Genomic DNA, 16,035 nt, shown 5'->3' with positions numbered 1-16,035 from the left:
TGTCGTCGTCTCCCCGTCCGCCCCGACGAGGAGACGACGACAGGCCTTCGCCTATGTGGGGCGCCGGTCGGGCGAACGGTCCTGCAGGTACCGCGTGTGCGTCTCCTGGCGGCGCGCCTCGATCTCCCTGAGCCCGGCCGTCAGCCGCTCGGCCTCCTCCTGGAGGAGCGCCAGCTGGCGCTCCAGGTGCCGCTCCGGTGGTTCCTGGCCGGGGGCCATCCGCGTCCACCAGCGCGTCCGTACGAAGCTGTCGACGGCCTCGGGCAGGTCCTGCCGTACGGTCCGGGAGAGCGTGTGGACGCCCTCCGGGTCCTGGGCGAGGACCTCGGCGACCCAGCCGGGCTCCAGCAGCGCGGCCAGCAGGCCGGTGAGTTCGGTGAGACGTCCGGCGGCGGCCGGCGGCAGCTCGATCTCCGCGAGGTACCCGCCGAGCCGCTCGAAGTCGTCGCGCACCGCGTCCAGCTGGGCCGACGGATCCGGGAAGTCGGGCAGCGGCGGCCGCTCCGGCGGGGCGATCAGCGCGCCCGCGCCGTACAGACCGACCACCACGACGGGCCAGTACGCGCCCGCCGCCCCCGTGAAGGTCGGCACCAGTGCGGCCAGCCCGGCCGCGCTGCCCGCGATGTTCTTGCGGGACTCCAGGTACCCGACGAACCTACTGGTAGCCACGGATCTCCTCGAAGGCGCCGTCCAGCGAGCCCTGCTGCGCGTCGAAGAGCCGGCCGCCGGTCAGCTCGGCGATGTGCTCCAGTTCCGAGCGGTCGGAGTCGCCGAAGAGGATGGGGAAGACGGGTATCCGCCTTCCGGCCGGGGTGAGGTCGTCCCGGTAGAAGGCGTCGAAGTCGTCGGCGTCGTCGCCCTTGGTGTTCTCGCCGTCCGTCATCAGCACGATGGAGGTGAAGGTGTCCCGGTCGGTGCCCAGATGGTCGTAGGCCTTCTCCAGCGAGGTGTAGATCGCGGTCTCGCCGTCGGCCGTGAGCTCCTCGGTGTCCTCGCGGATCGCGGCCGGCCCGGTCTGCGGGTCGGCGGGGCTGACGACATGCGTGGCGACGCTCTTCACGTCCGACCCGAACGGCATCAACGTCACCTCCTCGCGGTCGCGGAAGTCACCGGTGAGATCGGCGAGGGCGTCCTTCAGCCGGCTCAGCCGGTCGCCCTCCATCGAGCCGGAGGTGTCGAGGACGTACACGGTCCGCGACGGGCGGCGCAGCTCGTTCTCGTAGGCGTCGAGCAGCCCGTCGGCGACGGAACGGCTGCCGGGGAAGGGCAGTTCGCGCCGGCGGGTGGTGTCGAGGCCGGCCGCGGGCGGTACGGAGGCCACGACCGGGCGGCGGTGCGTCCGGGTGGTGATCAGCCGCTGGACGGCCTCGGTGCGCAGGGCGTCGGTGACCCGCTTGACGTCTTCGCGGGTCGTCGCGTCGGTCGCGGCGAGGGAGGAGAGCGGGTAGTCGGCGGTGACGACACCGTCCGTGGGGCGGATCACGGTCAGCCCCGGGACGCCCTTCAGCACGGACTCGTAGTTGAGCAGCGCGTCGACGTCACCGCGCCGGGTGTACGCAGCTGCCAGCCAGCCCGACGACCCCGAGGTCAGCTGCTGCCCCTCGAAGAACTCCTTCAGCCTCGGCGTCGCCTTGGTGACGTCCGCGTCGGTGAGCGCCGACTGGGCTCCCGAGAGCGCCGAGGCGACCGAGATCAGCGTGGCGAAGCCGGAGTTGGAGCGGGCCGGGTCGGTCATGCCGTAGGTGAGCTTCCCGTCCCGCACCGCCTGCTCGATCTGTGTCCAGGTGACCTGGCCGGCCGTCCAGCCGAGGGCGCCGAGCTTGGCGGTCCTCACGCCGAGGGCCACCGGGCTCGACATGATCGGTGTCTCCGAGACGACCTTCTTCGCCGCGTCGGGGCGCAGCCGCAGATAGTCGTCGGAGGACAGCCACAGGGCGTCGTACTTCCCGTCGGTGCCGCCCTTCGCCAGCAGGTTCACGGCGTCCAGGGTGCCCATGTAGGTCGGCCTGACCTCGACGCCGGTGTCCTTGCGGACCTGTTCGAGCACCGGTGCCATGTCGCTCAGCTCGCTGGAGGCGAGGATCCGCAGGGTGCCCGGCTCGGGCGCGTCGGGGTCCTCGGCGCCGCTCTGTGCCGAGCAGGCGGTCAGCAGGAGGGCGAGGGCCGTCCACGCCGGGAGGGAACGTCTCATGCGAGCCCGCCTTCCAGGGCGCCCCGCGAGCGGCTGCGGTCCAGATAGCCGCTTGCCTGCCGGAGTTCGGCCGTCAGGTTCTCCACGGTCACCGCCATCGCCTCGGTGGCCTGCACCTTGTAGGTGTCGATGGCGTCGAGGGTGCGGTAGATCTGCTGGAAGGCGGAGCGCAGGGTCTCGGCGCCGACCGCCGGATCGGCGGCGATGCGCTGGATCTCCCCGCTCTGGGTCGCCAGCATCTCCGCGTTGCCCCGGATGAGATCCTCGGTGGTGCCGCGCAGCGCGTTGACCTGTTCGACGACCTTCTTCTGGTGGTCCAGCGCGGAGGCCAGCATCACGGAGATGCGCAGGGCCGCGACCGTGGTCGTGGCCGCTCGGTCGACGCCCTTGATCAGCTCGTCGTTGTTGCGTCGTACGACGTCCATGGCGAGGTAGCCCTGCGCGCAGACCGCGAGCTGGGTGAGCAGGTCCTGGTGCTTCTGCCGGACCGGGAAGAGGACGTCGGCGCGCAGGCCGTCGGCCCGCTCGGGGTCGGTGGCCTCGGCGCCGGCGATCCGCTGCCCGACCGCCGCGTCGAGGGCGTCGGTCAGCACCACGTACTCCTGGAGCTTGCCCATCGTCTCCCAGAGCCGGACGCGTTCGGTCTGCAACGCGGCGTTGTCGCGCCGCAGTTCGTCCTGGCCGCCGCGCAGCGAGCCCACGATCCGGTTGAGCGTGCCCTGTGCGGAGGCGTACTTGGCGACGTGGTCGCGCAGCCTGTTCCCGCCGGGCAGCCGGGACAGGAACTTGCGTCCCCTGGAGGCCGGCAGGTCACGCGGGTCCAGGTCCTCGACCACGCGCCGGAGTTCGACGAGCGAGCCCGCGACCTTCGACTGGGCGTCCCCGCCCGTGTCCGGCAGGCTTCTGATGGTCCGCTCCAGCATGCGGTTGGACTGCGCGGCGGCCGTGCGCATCTCACCGGCGCCGAGCGCGGTGATCTCGCCGACCTTGCCGGCGAACTCGGGCGAGCGGGCGTCGAGCGCGGCGAGCCCCTCGACGTACGCGGCGGCCTTGGTCGCCATGTCCGTGACGACGGAGGCGTCGAGGGGCACGAGCCCGCCGGCCTTCTCGCGCGGCACGGCGGCGACGGCCTCGGGCGGCGTGAGGGTGAAGGTGCTGTCGTCGGTCATGTGCCGTTCCCCCTATCCGCGCGCCCGTCGCGCCAGCTCGTGCAGCACCGTGGAGGTGGGCACGGGCGCCTGGCGGACGCCGGTCAGTTCCTGCTTGAGGTAGGTGGTGGCCGAGGCGAACTCGGCGGTGACGCCCTGCGGACGGAACCCGTGCCGGATCTCCAGCTTCCGCAACTGCGGGTCGGTGGAAAGGAGCTGGGCGAGTGCGCTGCCGCTCTCGGTGAGCGGGACGGCGGTGTGGTCGCTGTTGACGGTGGTGTCCGGGTAGAGCACCACCAGGTCGTCCGGCTGCTGCCCGTCCGCCAGGAGGGAGGCGACCTGCGACTCGTAGACCAGGACGAGCGGATTGCCGGCGCCGCTGACGAAGTCCCGGAAGGCCGCGTCCGTGCTGGACTGCTGGGCGCCCTGGACGCTGACCAGCTTGTGCAGCAGGGGCGCCGTGCGCTCGACGTCCGCGTCGCTCGCGACCACCTTGCCGCCGTTGTCCACGTAGGACGCGGCGGCCAGGTAGAGGGCGCCGGAGCTGGAGGTCTCCGGGTCGGTGCTGGACAGGTAGAGGGTGCCGGTCAACTCCCCGTACTTCCCGGCCCCCTTGAGCTGCTGCCAGGTCCGGTCGGCGCGGGCCGCGTCGAGGTAGGCGGCCATCTTCAGGGTGCCGCGGTGTTCGGCGTCCAGCGTGGCCAGGCCGTTGCCCGCGAGCACCCCGGCGGCGTTCTGGTGCGCCACGACGACGAGGGGCGAGTAGAAGGGGCGCGGGAGGGTCCCCCGCACCTTGTACTTCGCGGCCAGCTCGATGGCGGGCGCCTGACTGGAGGGGAAGGCGAGGTCGTACCCCTTGAGGTCCAGTCCCTCCATGGCCCAGGACCCGGAGGTCTCGGCCTCGACGGTGTAGCCCTTGGCGGCGAGGGTCTTCACCACGTCCGGATCGGCGAAGAACTCCGCCTTCTCCGACCCGATCACCATCCGCACGGTCTTCGTTGCCGTGCCCTTGTCCTCATCGCTGCGGCCCGCGACGACGGCTACCACCACACCCGCCGTCAGCAGTACCGCGAGGACGATTCCTGCGATTCGTCTCACAGGGGGAGCGTGCTCGCGGAACCCCACGTTCCCGGGTGGTCCGGGTGAACGGGGGGTGAAGGGGGTGACCCGGAACGCAACAGGAAGGGGAGGTTCCGACCAGGGCGAACAAAAGATGGCGCCCGGTCCGCGCGTCGCTGCGGGTGCACGCGGACCGGGGCCGTTCACGGTCCCCGGAGGGGAGCCCCGGCCAGGGGCGGTGCCGGGGAGGGGTTCACCGGGAGGGTGGCCCCGGTGAGGGGGTTCAGCCGGCGGTGCTCAGTTCCTGGTCCTCCACCAGGGCGGCGGCGTGCGCGTCCATGCGCTGGGCCGCCAGGATCGCCGCCGCGGTGTCCGCGCGGGACGCGGCGACGAGGAGGGCGCGGCCCGCCAGGGCGTGCGCCCGCTCGTGCAGGACCGCGAGGCGCGGGTCCGCCGGGTCGGCGGCGAGGGTGGAGCGGACCGGCGTCCGCCCGCCCCGCAACCGGGTCACCTGCTGCGCGAGCCGTGCGGTCGCGGTGTCCAGGTCGGCGGACGGTGCCGCCGCGCGGAGCTCGTCGGTGACGGCGAGCAGCGCCGCGAGATGCGCTGCGAGCTGGATGTCCAGCTCCTCCTCGCGGGAGCGGTGGGGGAAGTCCGAGGGCTTGCCGGCCATCGTGGTGTGGGCGGACCCACGGGACGCGGGGGTGCGGATCGGCTCGTACATGAGGATGGCCTCCTGTGCTGTCAGGAAACCATCCTAGCTTAGATCTCGTCTAAAGTTGAGTCGTCCATAAAGCCGCCGCTACGGCTGGCTGTAGCCGTCCAGGAAGCGGGCGATCCGGCCCACCGCGTCCCGCAGGTCCGTCGCCGTCGGCAGTGTGACGACCCGGAAGTGGTCCGGCTCCGGCCAGTTGAAGCCGGTGCCCTGGACGACCATGATCTTCTCCTGGCGCAGCAGGTCCAGGACCATCTGCCGGTCGTCCTTGATCTTGAAGACGGTGGGATCCAGCCGCGGGAAGAGGTACAGCGCCCCCTTCGGGCGGACGCAGGTCACGCCCGGGATCTGCGTCAGCAGCTCGTACGCCGTGTCCACCTGCTCCTTGAGCCGCCCGCCCGGGAGCACCAGGTCCTTGATCGTCTGACGCCCGCTGAGCGCGGCCACGACCCCGTGCTGCCCCGGCATGTTCGCGCACAGGCGCATGTTCGCCAGGATCGTCAGACCCTCGATGTAGGAGTCGGCGTGCGCGCGCGGACCGGAGATCGCCATCCAGCCGACCCGGTAGCCGGCCACCCGGTACGCCTTCGACATGCCGTTGAAGGTGAGGGTGAGCAGGTCCGGGGCGACCTTGGCGGTCGGGGTGTGCGTGGCGCCGTCGTAGAGGATCTTGTCGTAGATCTCGTCCGAGCAGACCAGGAGGTTGTGGCGGCGCGCGATGTCCGTCAGCCCGCGGATCATCGCCTCGTCGTACACCGCGCCCGTCGGGTTGTTCGGGTTGATGATGACGATCGCCTTGGTGCGGTCGGTGATCTTGCGCTCGACGTCGGCGAGGTCGGGCATCCAGTCCGACTGCTCGTCGCACCGGTAGTGCACGGCGGTGCCGCCGGAGAGCGAGACGGCGGCGGTCCACAACGGGTAGTCGGGGGCCGGTACGAGGACCTCGTCCCCGTCGTCCAGCAGCCCCTGCATCGCCATGACGATCAGCTCGGACACGCCGTTGCCGATGAAGACGTGCTCGACGTCCGTCTCGATGCCGAGTGTCTGGTTGTGCATCACCACGGCCCTGCGCGCGGCCAGCAGGCCCTTCGCGTCGCCGTAGCCGTGTGCCGTCGAGACGTTGCGGAGGATGTCCTCCAGGATCTCCGGCGGACAGTCGAAGCCGAAGGCGGCAGGGTTGCCGGTGTTCAGCTTGAGGATGCGGTGACCAGCCGCTTCCAGGCGCATCGCCTCCTCGAGAACCGGGCCCCGGATCTCGTAACAGACGTTGGCGAGCTTGGTCGACTGGATCACCTGCATGTCTGGGAGCTTACGGCCCGGTAACGCTTCCGGGGGCGTGTTTCCCGCCACGTGAGACGGGTGGTTTGGGTCGTTATCGCCGGTAGCTGTCCCAGGAGTCGCTCCTGTCCCTACAATCCGCGGCATGTTCAGGCCAGGTGAGAGTGGCGTGCCTCCGGTGCGGCCGATCGTGTACCACCCGTCCGCCGAGACCGATCCGGCGGCGTACGAGCGGTACACCGATCCGGCGGCCGCCCATGGGTGGGAGAACGCCTACGACGAGACCGCCGAGCTGCCTCGGGTTCGCCCTTCGGAGGGGGAGCCGGGTGGCCGCGCGGAGCGTCGGCGCGCCGTGCGCCGGGCGGGCGGCCGGCCTTCGCGCCGCGTGCTGGCCGCCGCCGGGGCGGTGGGGGCGGTGGCGCTGGCCGCGGTGGTGGCGGGGATGTCCTTCTCCGGGGATCAGGCCGGGGACCAGCGGGGCAGGCAGGGGGACACGCGCTCGGCGACGGACGACGCGGTGAGCCCGTCGGACGGGCCGGCTTCGGCCGCGAGCGGCTCCGCCGGGTCCGCGGGGCCGACTCCGTCCGCCTCGGTCGCTCCGGTGCCGTCCTCGGGGGTCACGGCGTCCGAGGCGCCCTCGGCCGGGTCGTCGGGCGAAGCCGCCGCGAGCCGGGCGGCGAGCGTCGCGCCCTCCGCCTCGGCGTCCGGGTCCGGGAAGGGCAATCCCGGGAAGGGCCGGGGTCGGGACAAGGGGGGCAGGTAGGCCGGGGCGCCCCGGAACCGAGCCCCCCGCGGCAGTACCCCGCGGCTGAAAAGCGACCCTTGTTCTCTCCCCTCCGTGCACTAACAATGCGCATGACAAAACAGCGGGCGGCCGGAAGATCTCCGGTCGCCTTGTCGTAAGAGGGGACCCCCACATGAGAAAGCCTCTCGTTGCCGCGCTCTTCGCCCTGGCCATCGCCGGGGCGGGTGCGGCACCCGCGGTCGCCGCGCCGGTGAGCGCGAAGCCCGCGACGGCCTCCGCCGCCTCCGCCACCGCGGCTTCCGCCGTCACGGCGGACACCGAGGTCGCCGCCGCGCCGACACTCCAGGCCGTCAACCTCGCCGGGACCGTCGCGCTCAGCAACTGCTCCGGCTCGGTCGTCCGCTTCCCCAACTCACTGGACACCGACCCGGCGCTGGTGCTCTCCAACGGCCACTGCCTGTCGACCGGCTTCCCGGAGCCCGGCGAGGTGCTCGTCAACCAGGCCTCCAGCCGCACCTTCGGCCTGCTCAACTCCGCCGGCACCCGGGTCGCGACCCTGCGCGCCAGCAAGCTGGCCTACGGGACGATGACCGACACGGACATCTCGATCTACCAGCTCACCAGCACGTACGCCACGATCAAGAACTCGTACGGGATCTCCGCACTGACCGTGCAGGACACCCACCCGACCGCCGGCACCGCCATCACCGTGGCGTCCGGCTACTGGAAGCGGCTCTACAGCTGCAACATCGACGGGTTCGTGTACCGCCTGAAGGAGGGCGACTGGACCTGGAAGGACTCGGTCCGTTACACCTCCGCCTGCCAGACCATCGGCGGCACCTCCGGCTCGCCGGTGATCGACCAGTCCACCGGCAAGGTCGTCGCCGTCAACAACACCGGCAACGAGGACGGCGCGCGCTGCACGGAGAACAACCCCTGTGAGGTCGACGCGAGCGGCAACGTCACCGTCCGCCAGGGCATCAACTACGCCCAGGAGACCTACCTGATCCCGGCCTGCTTCACGACCGGCAACCAGCTCAACCTGAGCGCGACCGCCTGCACCCTGCCCAAGCCGTAGGGCTCGGGCCACCGGGCGCGGCGTTCCGTCACACGGGACTGCGACGGACCGCCCGCCCCGCCAGTACGTCCGTGCGCCGGCCGTCCTCGATGACGAAGCGGCCGTCGATCAGGACGTGGGGGATGCCGGTGGGCAGGGTGCGCGGGGCTTCGTAGGTGGAGCCTGCCGCCACGGTCTGCGGGTCGAAGAGCACCAGGTCGGCGCGGTGGCCCTCGCGGACCAGGCCCCGGTCCGGCAGGCGCAGGCGGGCCGCCGGACGGCCGGTCAGGTGGGCCACGCACTCCTCCAGGGACAGGATCCCCGACTCCCGAACGTAGTGGCCGAGGTAACGCGGGAACGTGCCGTACGCCCGCGGATGCGGCTTGGCGCCCGTCAGGACGCCGTCCGAACCGCCCGTGTGGACGCGGTGGCGCATGATCGTGCGCACGTTCTCCTCGTGGCCCACGTGCTGGAGGATCGTGGGCGCCAGCCGGTCCTCCAGGAGCAGACGGCGGGCCGTCGTCCAGGGCTCCTCACCGCGCAGGAGCGCCGACGCGTGGACCGTGCGGCCCACATGGCCCGCCAGCCGCTCGTCGCCCACGCCCGAGATCTCGATCGTGTCCCAGTCCACCGGCACCCCGTGGCAGCCGTCCGCGCCGGTCACCTCCAGGTCGTGGCGGATGCGGGCGGCCGTGTCGTCGTCCGCGAGGCGGCGCAGGATCTCCGGCGGACCGCCCTCGCTCGCCCAGCTGGGCAGCAGGGCCGCGAGGGTCGTGCAGCCGGGGGTGTAGGGATAGGTGTCGAGGGTGATGTCGGCGCCGGCGGCCAGGGCCTCGTCCAGGAGGGTCAGGAGCTCCGGGGCGCGGCCCTCGTTCACGCCGAAGTTCATGGTGGCGTGGGCCAGGTGCAGCGGGCAGCCCGCCTCGCGGGTCAGCTCGATCATCTCCGTGTACGCCTCCAGCGCGCCGGCTCCGTAACTGCGGTGGTGGGGGCAGTAGTAGCCGCCGTACCCGGCCACCACCCGGCACAGTTCGGTCAGTTCGGCGCCTCGCGCGTACATGCCGGGTGTGTACGTCAGCCCGGAGGACAGGCCGACGGCGCCCTGTTCCAGCCCTTCCGCGACCAGCCGGCGCATCCGGTCCAGCTCCCGGTCGGTGGCCGGGCGGTCCTCCCAGCCGACGACCAGGGCACGGACCGTGCCCTGGGGGACGAGATAGGCCGCGTTGACGGCGATGCCCCGGCCATCGAAACCGTGGTCCAGTCGGTCCAGGTACTCGCCCACCGAACGCCAGTCGAAGTCGAGGTCGTCGCCGTGGCCGTTCCAGCCGGTGATGGCCCGGCGGACCCCTTCGAGGGTGCCCTCGTCGACCGGGGCGTACGACAGCCCGTCCTGGCCGAGGACTTCGAGGGTGACGCCCTGCGCGGCCTTCGCGCTGTGGTCGGGGTCGCGCAGCAGGGCGAGGTCGCTGTGGGCGTGCATGTCGATGAAGCCGGGGGAGAGGACCAGCCCCTCCGCGTCCAGCTCCCGTACCGCCTTCGGGCGCTGGCAGCCGGCGGCCGCCGCCTCCTTCACGATCGAGACGATCCTGCCGTCGTCGATCGTGACGTCCGCGCGGTAGGAGTCCGCGCCGGTGCCGTCGACGACGTCCGCGTCCCGGATGACGAGGTCTTCCACGTTCCCGCTCCCTAGAAGAATGTGCGGATGTAGTCGACGACGGTGCCGTCCGCCTCGGCCAGCGGGATCAGCGGCCACTTGTCGAAGGACGTGCAGGGGTGGGAGAGGCCCAGGCCGACCCAGTCGCCGACCTCGACGTCCGCCTCGGCGTCGGTGCGCAGCCAGGCGTGCTGGTCGGAGAGCGCGGTCACCGAGACCCCGGTGGCGGGGCGTTCCGTGCCGTCGCGGCGGATCACCTGGGCGAACGGCAGGTCCAGGTCGTAGGCCGCGTCCCGCTTGCCCGCGTTGACGAAGGCCTGGTCGGGGGCGGGGCGGGAGACGACCTGGGTCCACAGCCGGAACGCGGGCTCCAGCGCGCCCTCCTCGGGGACCCGGTTGAACGGGGTCAGCCTGCGGTAGTGGCCGTCGTCGTGCGAGACGTACGCGCCGGAACGCAGCAGCTTCAGCACCGGCAGGGAGAGTGCGGGGATTCCGGCGAAGACCTCGGCGACGGTGTCGAACCAGGCGCTGCCGCCCGCGCTGACCACGATCTCCTCGGCGCCCGCGAACCGTCCCGCCTTGTCGAAGTCGGCGGCGAGGGAGACCAGTCGGTGCAGCCAGGCCCGCACCCGCTCCGGGTCGGCGCGGGGGACCTCGCCCTCGTAGCCCGCGACCCCGATCAGCCGCAGGGTCGGCGCGGCGGCCACCGCGTCCGCGACCGCCGCGCACTCCGTCTCCGTACGGACCCCGGTGCGGGCGCCCTCGCCCGCGGCCAGTTCGACGACGACGTCCAGGGGGCGCCGGGCGCCGCGCAGGGCGGTGTCCATCAGCTCGACCCCGCGCACCGAGTCGACGTAGCAGACGAGGTGGAAGGCGGGGTCGGCGTCGAGCTGCGCGGAGATCCAGCGCAGGGCGGCCGGGTCCACCAGTTCGTTGGCGAGGAAGACCCGCTGGACGCCGTAGGCCCGGGCCACCCGCACCTGGTGCGGGACCGCGAGGGTGATGCCCCAGGCGCCGCGGTCGATCTGGCGCTGGAAGAGCTGCGGGGCCATGGAGGTCTTGCCGTGCGGGGCGAAGGCGAGCCCGTGGCGGGTCGCATAGGTCTCCATGAGGGCGAGGTTGTGTTCGAGGCGCTCGGCGGAGAGGGCCAGCACGGGGGTCGCGAAGCCGTCGGTGAAGAGGTTGCGGCGCTGGGCGGCCAGCTCGCCGACGGTGAGGCCGTCGGCGTCCGGCGGGAGGCCCTTGAAGCGGTGGTCGACGCGTTCCCCGGCCAGTCGGGCGAGCGCCTCGAGTGCCTCGGTACTCATGGAACCTCCTGATCAGGAGCGTTGCACTCACTGCAACGTCCATTGCGTATATCGCTTACTGCTGTCTAACATCTCGGCCAACGCGGGGTCAACGGAGCCTCCCCCAGCCTTCGGCCGGGGGGACCCCATCTCGCTTCGCTCGCCCGCACCAGCACAGGAGCCAAGACGATCGTGACCGCCACCGGACCCTGCAACGCCCCCGACGCCGTGGACGTCGTCGCGCTCGGCGAGTCCATGGTCACCTTCCTGCCCTCCCGGCCCGGCCGCCTCGCCGACGTTCCCGCCTTCGACCGGGGCATCGGCGGCGCCGAGTCCAACGTGGCCTGCGCGCTGGCGGCGGCCGGACACACGGTGCGCTGGGTCAGCCGGGTGGGGGCGGACGGGTTCGGCGACCATCTCGTCGAGACCATCGGCTCCTACGGGGTCGACGTGACCTCCGTACGGCGCGATCCCGACCGCCCGACCGGCGTCTACTTCCGCACCGCCGGCGACCGGGCCACCGACGCGCACGAGGTCGCCTACTACCGGGCCGGGTCGGCGGCGTCCGCGATGTCCGTCGACACCGTCGGCCTCGACGCCGTACGGGCCGGCCGGGTGCTGCACCTCACCGGGATCACCGCGGCTCTCTCCGCCGACTGCCTCGGCCTGCTGCGGGAACTGACGGCCCCCCGGCCCGGCGGCCGTCCCCTCGTCTCCTTCGACGTCAACCACCGGCCCCGGCTGTGGACGGACGGCAACAGCCCCCGGGTCCTCCTCGAACTGGCCCGCGGCGCCGACCTGGTGTTCGTGGGCGAGGACGAGGCGGCCGAGGTGTGGGGCCTGGACGGCGTCGACGCCGTACGGACCGCGTTCCCCGACCCCGAGGTGCTCGTCGTCAAACAAGGGGCGCTCGGGGCGACCGTCTTCGACCGGGAGCGCGTCCTGCACGTCCCCGCCCCGCACGTCGACGTCGTCGCCGCCGTCGGCGCCGGGGACGCCTTCGCCGCCGGGTTCCTCTCCGCCACCCTGCGCGGGCTGCCCGTGCGCGACCGCCTCCGGCACGGGCACCTGATGGCCGCCGCCGCCCTCACCGTCCCCGGTGACCTGGCCGTGCCACCCTCCCGCGACCACGCCGACCGGCTCGCTGCCCTCGACGACGCCGCGTGGGGGAGACTTCGACTCGGCCCCGGCTGGACGCACGCCGAAGACCGGGCCGACGAGGAGGTACCCACCCCATGAGCCAGACCGTCGACCGAGCACTGAGCATCCTGCCGCTGCTCGCCGAGGGCCCCGCCGACCTCGGACAGGTCGCCGACCGCCTCGGCGTGCACAAATCGACGGCCCTGCGGCTGTTGCGCACCCTGCACGAGCACGGCCTCGTCTACCGCCAGTCCGACCAGCGCTACCGCCTGGGCGCCCGTCTCTTCGCCCTCGCCCAGGAGGCGATGGAGAACCTCGACATCCGCGAGATCGCGCATCCGCACCTCGCCCGTCTCAACGAGACCTGCGGGCACACCGTGCACCTCGCCGTGTACGAGGAGGGCGAGGTCCTCTACATCGACAAGGTGGAGAGCCGCTACCCGGTGCGCATGTACTCGCGGATCGGCAAGCCCGTCGCCATCACGGTCGCCGCCGTCGCCAAGCTGCTCCTCGCCGATCTGCCCGAGCCCGAGCGGCGGGTGATCGCCGAGAAGCTCGACTACCCCCTCTACACGGCCCGTTCGACCCCCAACGCCCCCGCTTTCCTGCGCGAGCTGGAAAAGGTGCGCGAACAGGGCTGGGCCACCGACCTCGGTGGCCACGAGGAGTCCATCAACTGTGCCGCCGCGCCGATCCGGGGCGCCGACGGCCGGGTGGTCGCCGCGATGTCGGTCTCCGCGCCGAACGTCGTCGTCACCGCCGACGAACTCCTCACCCTGCTCCCGCTGGTACGCCGCACGGCGGACGCGATCAGCGGCGAGTACTCCGGCAGAACCCCGATCAAGGAAGCCCCGAAGGAATGAGCCCGGCATGACCGAGAAGACCGCCCTCACCCCCAAGACCCACACCACCCCGCCCGCGAAGTTCTCGCACGGGGTGAAGAAGGGCAACATCCTCCAGGTCGCGGGCCAGGTCGGCTTCCTGCCCGCCGAGGAGGGCAAGCCCCCGACGCCCGCGGGCCCCACCCTGCGCGAGCAGACCCTCCAGACCCTCGCCAACGTCAAGGCGATCCTCGAGGAGGGCGGCGCGAGCTGGGACGACGTGATGATGATCCGCGTCTACCTGACGGACACGGCGCACTTCGCCGAGTTCAACGAGCTCTACAACGCGTACTTCGGGGAGCAGTCCCTCACCGCCCCGCCCGCGGCCCGTACGACGGTCTACGTCGGCCTTCCGGCCGGGCTCCTGGTCGAGATCGACGCCCTCGCCGTCCTCGGCTGACCCACACCACGCCGACCGGCCCGATCCGCCGGCCCCACCGGCCCCACCGACCCGGCCGGTCCGGCCGGTCCGGCCGGGTCGGCCGGGTCGGCCGACACATCGTCAACTCCCGCACGTCGTAACGCCTCACGGTGCGGTGTCCCCTCTCGCCGGGGACGCCGCACCGCGATACCCCCTGCCCGAAAGCACCGTGAACCCCAGCAGAGGACCCCCGAATGCCCCTTCCGCTCGCGGCCTCCACCCCCGCCGATGCGCCACCCCACACCGGCGGACTGCTTCTCCTGATCGACGGCACCGCAGGCCTGCTGACGGTCGCCGCCCTCGGCATCGCCCTGCTCCTCTTCCTGATCATCAAGGTCAGGATCCAGCCCTTCGTGGCCCTCCTCGCGGTCTCCATAGCCGTCGGTCTGCTGGCCGGTCTGTCCGTGACCGAACTCTTCGGCACCGTGCAGCGGTCGGACGCCGTCTCCACCATCGAGTCGGGGATGGGCGGCATCCTCGGCCATGTCGCGATCATCATCGGACTGGGCACGATGCTCGGCGCGGTCCTCGAAGTCAGCGGCGGAGCCGAGGTGTTGGCGTCCCGGCTGCTCGGTGTGTTCGGCGAGCGGCGGGCGCCCCTCGCGATGGGCCTGACCGGCCTGATCTTCGGCATCCCGGTCTTCTTCGACGTCGGCATCTTCGTGCTGGCCCCGATCGTCTACGCGGCCGCCAAGCGGGGCGGCAAGTCGATCCTGCTGTACTGCCTTCCGCTGCTCGCGGGTCTGTCGATGACCCACGCGTTCCTGCCCCCGCACCCCGGCCCGGTCGCGGCCGCCGGCCTGCTGCACGTCGACCTCGGCTGGGTCATCCTCATGGGGGTCGTCTGCGGCATCCCGGCGGTGCTGGCCGCCTGGGTGTTCTCGGCGTGGATCGGCCGCCGCATCTTCGTCGCCGTTCCGCAGGACATGGTCGAGGCGGCGGCGGAGGCGAAGCGGGCGGTCGTCGAGGAGCAGCGGACGCAGGGCGTCGTCCCCCGCGAGGACCCGGTACCGCTCGGCACGGTCCTCGGGATCATCGGCACGCCGCTGGTGCTGATCCTCGCCGCCACGTTCTCGTCGATCGCACTGGACCCGTCCACCCTTCGCTCGGTGATCGAGTTCTTCGGCAGCCCCTTCGTGGCGCTGACCATCGCCCTGCTCCTCGCCTACTACCTGCTCGGCATCCGGCGCGGCTGGTCCCGCAAGTCGCTGGAGACGGTCTCGACGGCCTCGCTGAAGCCGGTCGGCAACATTCTGCTGGTGGTCGGCGCGGGCGGGATCTTCGGTGCCGTCCTGAAGGCGAGCGGGGTGGCCCAGGCGTTGTCGGACACCTTCAACGACGTGGGCCTGCCGGTGATCGTCCTGTCCTACCTGATCTCGGTGGTGCTGCGCGTCGCGCAGGGCTCGGCGACGGTGGCGATCGTGACGACGGCGGGCATCGTGGCGCCGCTGCTCGCCGAGGGCGACCACTCGCAGGCCTTCGTGGCCCTCGTCATCATGGCGATCTCGGCGGGCTCGATCTTCGCCTCGCACGTCAACGACGGCGGATTCTGGATGGTGGCCAAGTACTTCGGCATCAGCGAGCGCGACACCCTCAGGACGTGGACCGTGCTGGAGACGGTGCTGTCGGTGGCCGGGTTCGTGATGGCGGCCGGAATGAGCCTCTTCGTGTAGGACTCCGGTAACGAAGTCAGGGGCTGACTGTGTCCGGCACAGGATCTTCGACCATACTGCCCGCTGTGGAGCAGCGCATAGGTTCGAGCAGCCAGCCCCTGGAGGGCGCCGGGTTCGACCCGGCATTCATCCCCGGGCTCACGTCGCCCGTGACCGCGGAGCCGGAGGACAAGAGGCCGGCCGAGGACGACGGCGTCGACGCCGTCGAGCCCGAGGCGGGGAAGGGGGAGTCAGCGGCGCCGGAGCGCCCGGACGGGTCGGCGGAGCCGGACCCGTCCGACGGGCCCGACGGGTCCGAAGAACCGGACGAGTCCGCCGAGTCCGTCGAGGGCCCCGTCTTCGAGGCCTCCGACCGCCGTGCGCGGATCGCCGCCGACGCGCAGGGCGTCCGGCTCCGCCTCGACGAGGAGTCGTGCGAATTCCGCTGGGACGAGATCGGCGCGGTCGAGACCGAGGCACCGCGCTTCGGCAAGCGGTTCACCATCACGGTGCACACTCCCGACCGCCGCTGGTACCCGATCGAGATCGAGGCGACGGCCAGGTCCCGCTTCAAGGAGTGGGAAGAGCAGTTGGACGCCGTCCTCGACGCCTACTTCGAGGACGGGGAAGCCGAAGCGGAAGCGGGCGCCGACGACGAGGCCGTCGAGGCCGTCGAGGCCGACGCCGCGAACGCCGCCGACCCCGACGCCGACGCCGAGGACACCGAGGCCAAGGCCGCCGAGGCCGAGGACGACGAGGTCAAGGGAGCCGACGCCAAGGACGCCGGCGCCAAGGCCGCCGACTAGGC

Annotated in this window: 15 protein-coding genes; 6 read left to right on the top strand and 9 right to left on the bottom strand. The window is 72.0% G+C overall.

The window, feature by feature from the left end; translation table 11 throughout:
- Nucleotides 1-51: 51 nt before the first annotated feature.
- The 7 genes from OHU34_RS15725 to OHU34_RS15695 all read right to left on the bottom strand — a co-directional run bounded on the left by OHU34_RS15725 (nt 52) and on the right by OHU34_RS15695 (nt 7,141).
- Nucleotides 52-669, bottom strand: coding sequence for a hypothetical protein (locus OHU34_RS15725; RefSeq protein WP_142265947.1), 618 nt, complete (start codon nt 667-669; stop codon nt 52-54).
- On the bottom strand, nt 656-2,191 hold the full coding sequence (locus OHU34_RS15720) for a VWA domain-containing protein (protein ID WP_142265948.1): 1,536 nt from the start codon (nt 2,189-2,191) through the stop codon (nt 656-658). Before OHU34_RS15720 ends, OHU34_RS15725 begins: the two co-directional genes overlap by 14 nt.
- On the bottom strand, nt 2,188-3,360 hold the full coding sequence (locus OHU34_RS15715; RefSeq protein ID WP_405766851.1) for a toxic anion resistance protein: 1,173 nt from the start codon (nt 3,358-3,360) through the stop codon (nt 2,188-2,190). The genes OHU34_RS15720 and OHU34_RS15715 overlap by 4 nt, the downstream gene beginning before the upstream one ends.
- 12 nt (nt 3,361-3,372) lie before the next feature.
- Entirely contained in the window at nt 3,373-4,437 is a 1,065-nt protein-coding gene (locus OHU34_RS15710) for a substrate-binding domain-containing protein (protein ID WP_142265950.1), read from the bottom strand.
- A gap of 244 nt (nt 4,438-4,681) precedes the next feature.
- The gene (locus tag OHU34_RS15705) at nt 4,682-5,122 is read right to left on the bottom strand and encodes a hypothetical protein (RefSeq protein ID WP_230194782.1); all 441 of its coding nucleotides are present in this window, start codon (nt 5,120-5,122) and stop codon (nt 4,682-4,684) included.
- Nucleotides 5,123-5,200: 78 nt separating this feature from the next.
- Nucleotides 5,201-6,412 (bottom strand): pyridoxal phosphate-dependent aminotransferase, encoded by a 1,212-nt coding sequence (locus OHU34_RS15700; protein WP_020128071.1) that lies wholly within the window; start codon nt 6,410-6,412, stop codon nt 5,201-5,203.
- A gap of 438 nt (nt 6,413-6,850) precedes the next feature.
- Nucleotides 6,851-7,141, bottom strand: a complete 291-nt coding sequence (locus OHU34_RS15695) for a hypothetical protein (protein ID WP_405766847.1) — start codon at nt 7,139-7,141, stop codon at nt 6,851-6,853.
- A gap of 167 nt (nt 7,142-7,308) precedes the next feature.
- Between OHU34_RS15695 and OHU34_RS15690 the strand changes: the two genes are divergently transcribed.
- Nucleotides 7,309-8,214, top strand: coding sequence for a serine protease (locus OHU34_RS15690; protein WP_142265953.1), 906 nt, complete (start codon nt 7,309-7,311; stop codon nt 8,212-8,214).
- A 28-nt stretch (nt 8,215-8,242) separates the two neighbouring features.
- Here OHU34_RS15690 and OHU34_RS15685 read toward each other — a convergent pair whose 3' ends face one another.
- Nucleotides 8,243-9,868 carry an amidohydrolase family protein gene (locus OHU34_RS15685; protein ID WP_230194777.1) on the bottom strand — a complete coding sequence of 542 codons (1,626 nt, stop codon included), beginning with the start codon at nt 9,866-9,868 and terminating at the stop codon, nt 8,243-8,245.
- 11 nt (nt 9,869-9,879) lie between these two features.
- A complete protein-coding gene (locus tag OHU34_RS15680; RefSeq protein WP_230194776.1) occupies nt 9,880-11,154 on the bottom strand; it encodes an amino acid deaminase in 1,275 nt (424 codons plus the stop codon).
- A gap of 171 nt (nt 11,155-11,325) precedes the next feature.
- Here OHU34_RS15680 and OHU34_RS15675 point away from each other — a divergent pair, with 171 nt between their 5' ends.
- The 5 genes from OHU34_RS15675 to OHU34_RS15655 all read left to right on the top strand — a co-directional run bounded on the left by OHU34_RS15675 (nt 11,326) and on the right by OHU34_RS15655 (nt 16,033).
- A complete protein-coding gene (locus tag OHU34_RS15675; RefSeq protein WP_200839785.1) occupies nt 11,326-12,372 on the top strand; it encodes a sugar kinase in 1,047 nt (348 codons plus the stop codon).
- The gene (locus OHU34_RS15670; protein ID WP_020128061.1) at nt 12,369-13,136 is read left to right on the top strand and encodes an IclR family transcriptional regulator; all 768 of its coding nucleotides are present in this window, start codon (nt 12,369-12,371) and stop codon (nt 13,134-13,136) included. Before OHU34_RS15675 ends, OHU34_RS15670 begins: the two co-directional genes overlap by 4 nt.
- 7 nt (nt 13,137-13,143) lie before the next feature.
- Nucleotides 13,144-13,554: a RidA family protein gene (locus OHU34_RS15665; protein ID WP_142265957.1), complete on the top strand. Its 411-nt coding sequence runs from the start codon at nt 13,144-13,146 to the stop codon at nt 13,552-13,554.
- A gap of 215 nt (nt 13,555-13,769) precedes the next feature.
- Nucleotides 13,770-15,248, top strand: a complete 1,479-nt coding sequence (locus OHU34_RS15660) for a GntP family permease (RefSeq protein ID WP_142265958.1) — start codon at nt 13,770-13,772, stop codon at nt 15,246-15,248.
- Nucleotides 15,249-15,313: 65 nt separating this feature from the next.
- Entirely contained in the window at nt 15,314-16,033 is a 720-nt protein-coding gene (locus OHU34_RS15655; RefSeq protein ID WP_405766841.1) for a hypothetical protein, read from the top strand.
- Nucleotides 16,034-16,035 lie beyond the last annotated feature (2 nt).

It is taken from the genome of Streptomyces sp. NBC_00080, assembly GCF_045041255.1.
GTDB classification, from domain to species: Bacteria; Actinomycetota; Actinomycetes; order Streptomycetales; family Streptomycetaceae; genus Streptomyces; species Streptomyces coriariae.
The sequence above is the reverse complement of the archived record's forward strand: the minus strand, read 5'-3'. Positions and strand labels throughout refer to the sequence as shown.

What these genes read in the sequence shown, in the direction of transcription:
- OHU34_RS15720 (WP_142265948.1), bottom strand. Translation starts at nt 2,191, where the DNA reads ATGAGACGTTCCCTCCCGGCGTGGACGGCCCTCGCCCTCCTGCTGACC.
- OHU34_RS15705 (WP_230194782.1), bottom strand. Translation starts at nt 5,122, where the DNA reads ATGTACGAGCCGATCCGCACCCCCGCGTCCCGTGGGTCCGCCCACACC.
- OHU34_RS15715 (WP_405766851.1), bottom strand. Translation starts at nt 3,360, where the DNA reads ATGACCGACGACAGCACCTTCACCCTCACGCCGCCCGAGGCCGTCGCC.
- OHU34_RS15660 (WP_142265958.1), top strand. Translation starts at nt 13,770, where the DNA reads ATGCCCCTTCCGCTCGCGGCCTCCACCCCCGCCGATGCGCCACCCCAC.
- OHU34_RS15700 (WP_020128071.1), bottom strand. Translation starts at nt 6,412, where the DNA reads ATGCAGGTGATCCAGTCGACCAAGCTCGCCAACGTCTGTTACGAGATC.
- OHU34_RS15665 (WP_142265957.1), top strand. Translation starts at nt 13,144, where the DNA reads ATGACCGAGAAGACCGCCCTCACCCCCAAGACCCACACCACCCCGCCC.
- OHU34_RS15690 (WP_142265953.1), top strand. Translation starts at nt 7,309, where the DNA reads ATGAGAAAGCCTCTCGTTGCCGCGCTCTTCGCCCTGGCCATCGCCGGG.
- OHU34_RS15680 (WP_230194776.1), bottom strand. Translation starts at nt 11,154, where the DNA reads ATGAGTACCGAGGCACTCGAGGCGCTCGCCCGACTGGCCGGGGAACGC.
- OHU34_RS15670 (WP_020128061.1), top strand. Translation starts at nt 12,369, where the DNA reads ATGAGCCAGACCGTCGACCGAGCACTGAGCATCCTGCCGCTGCTCGCC.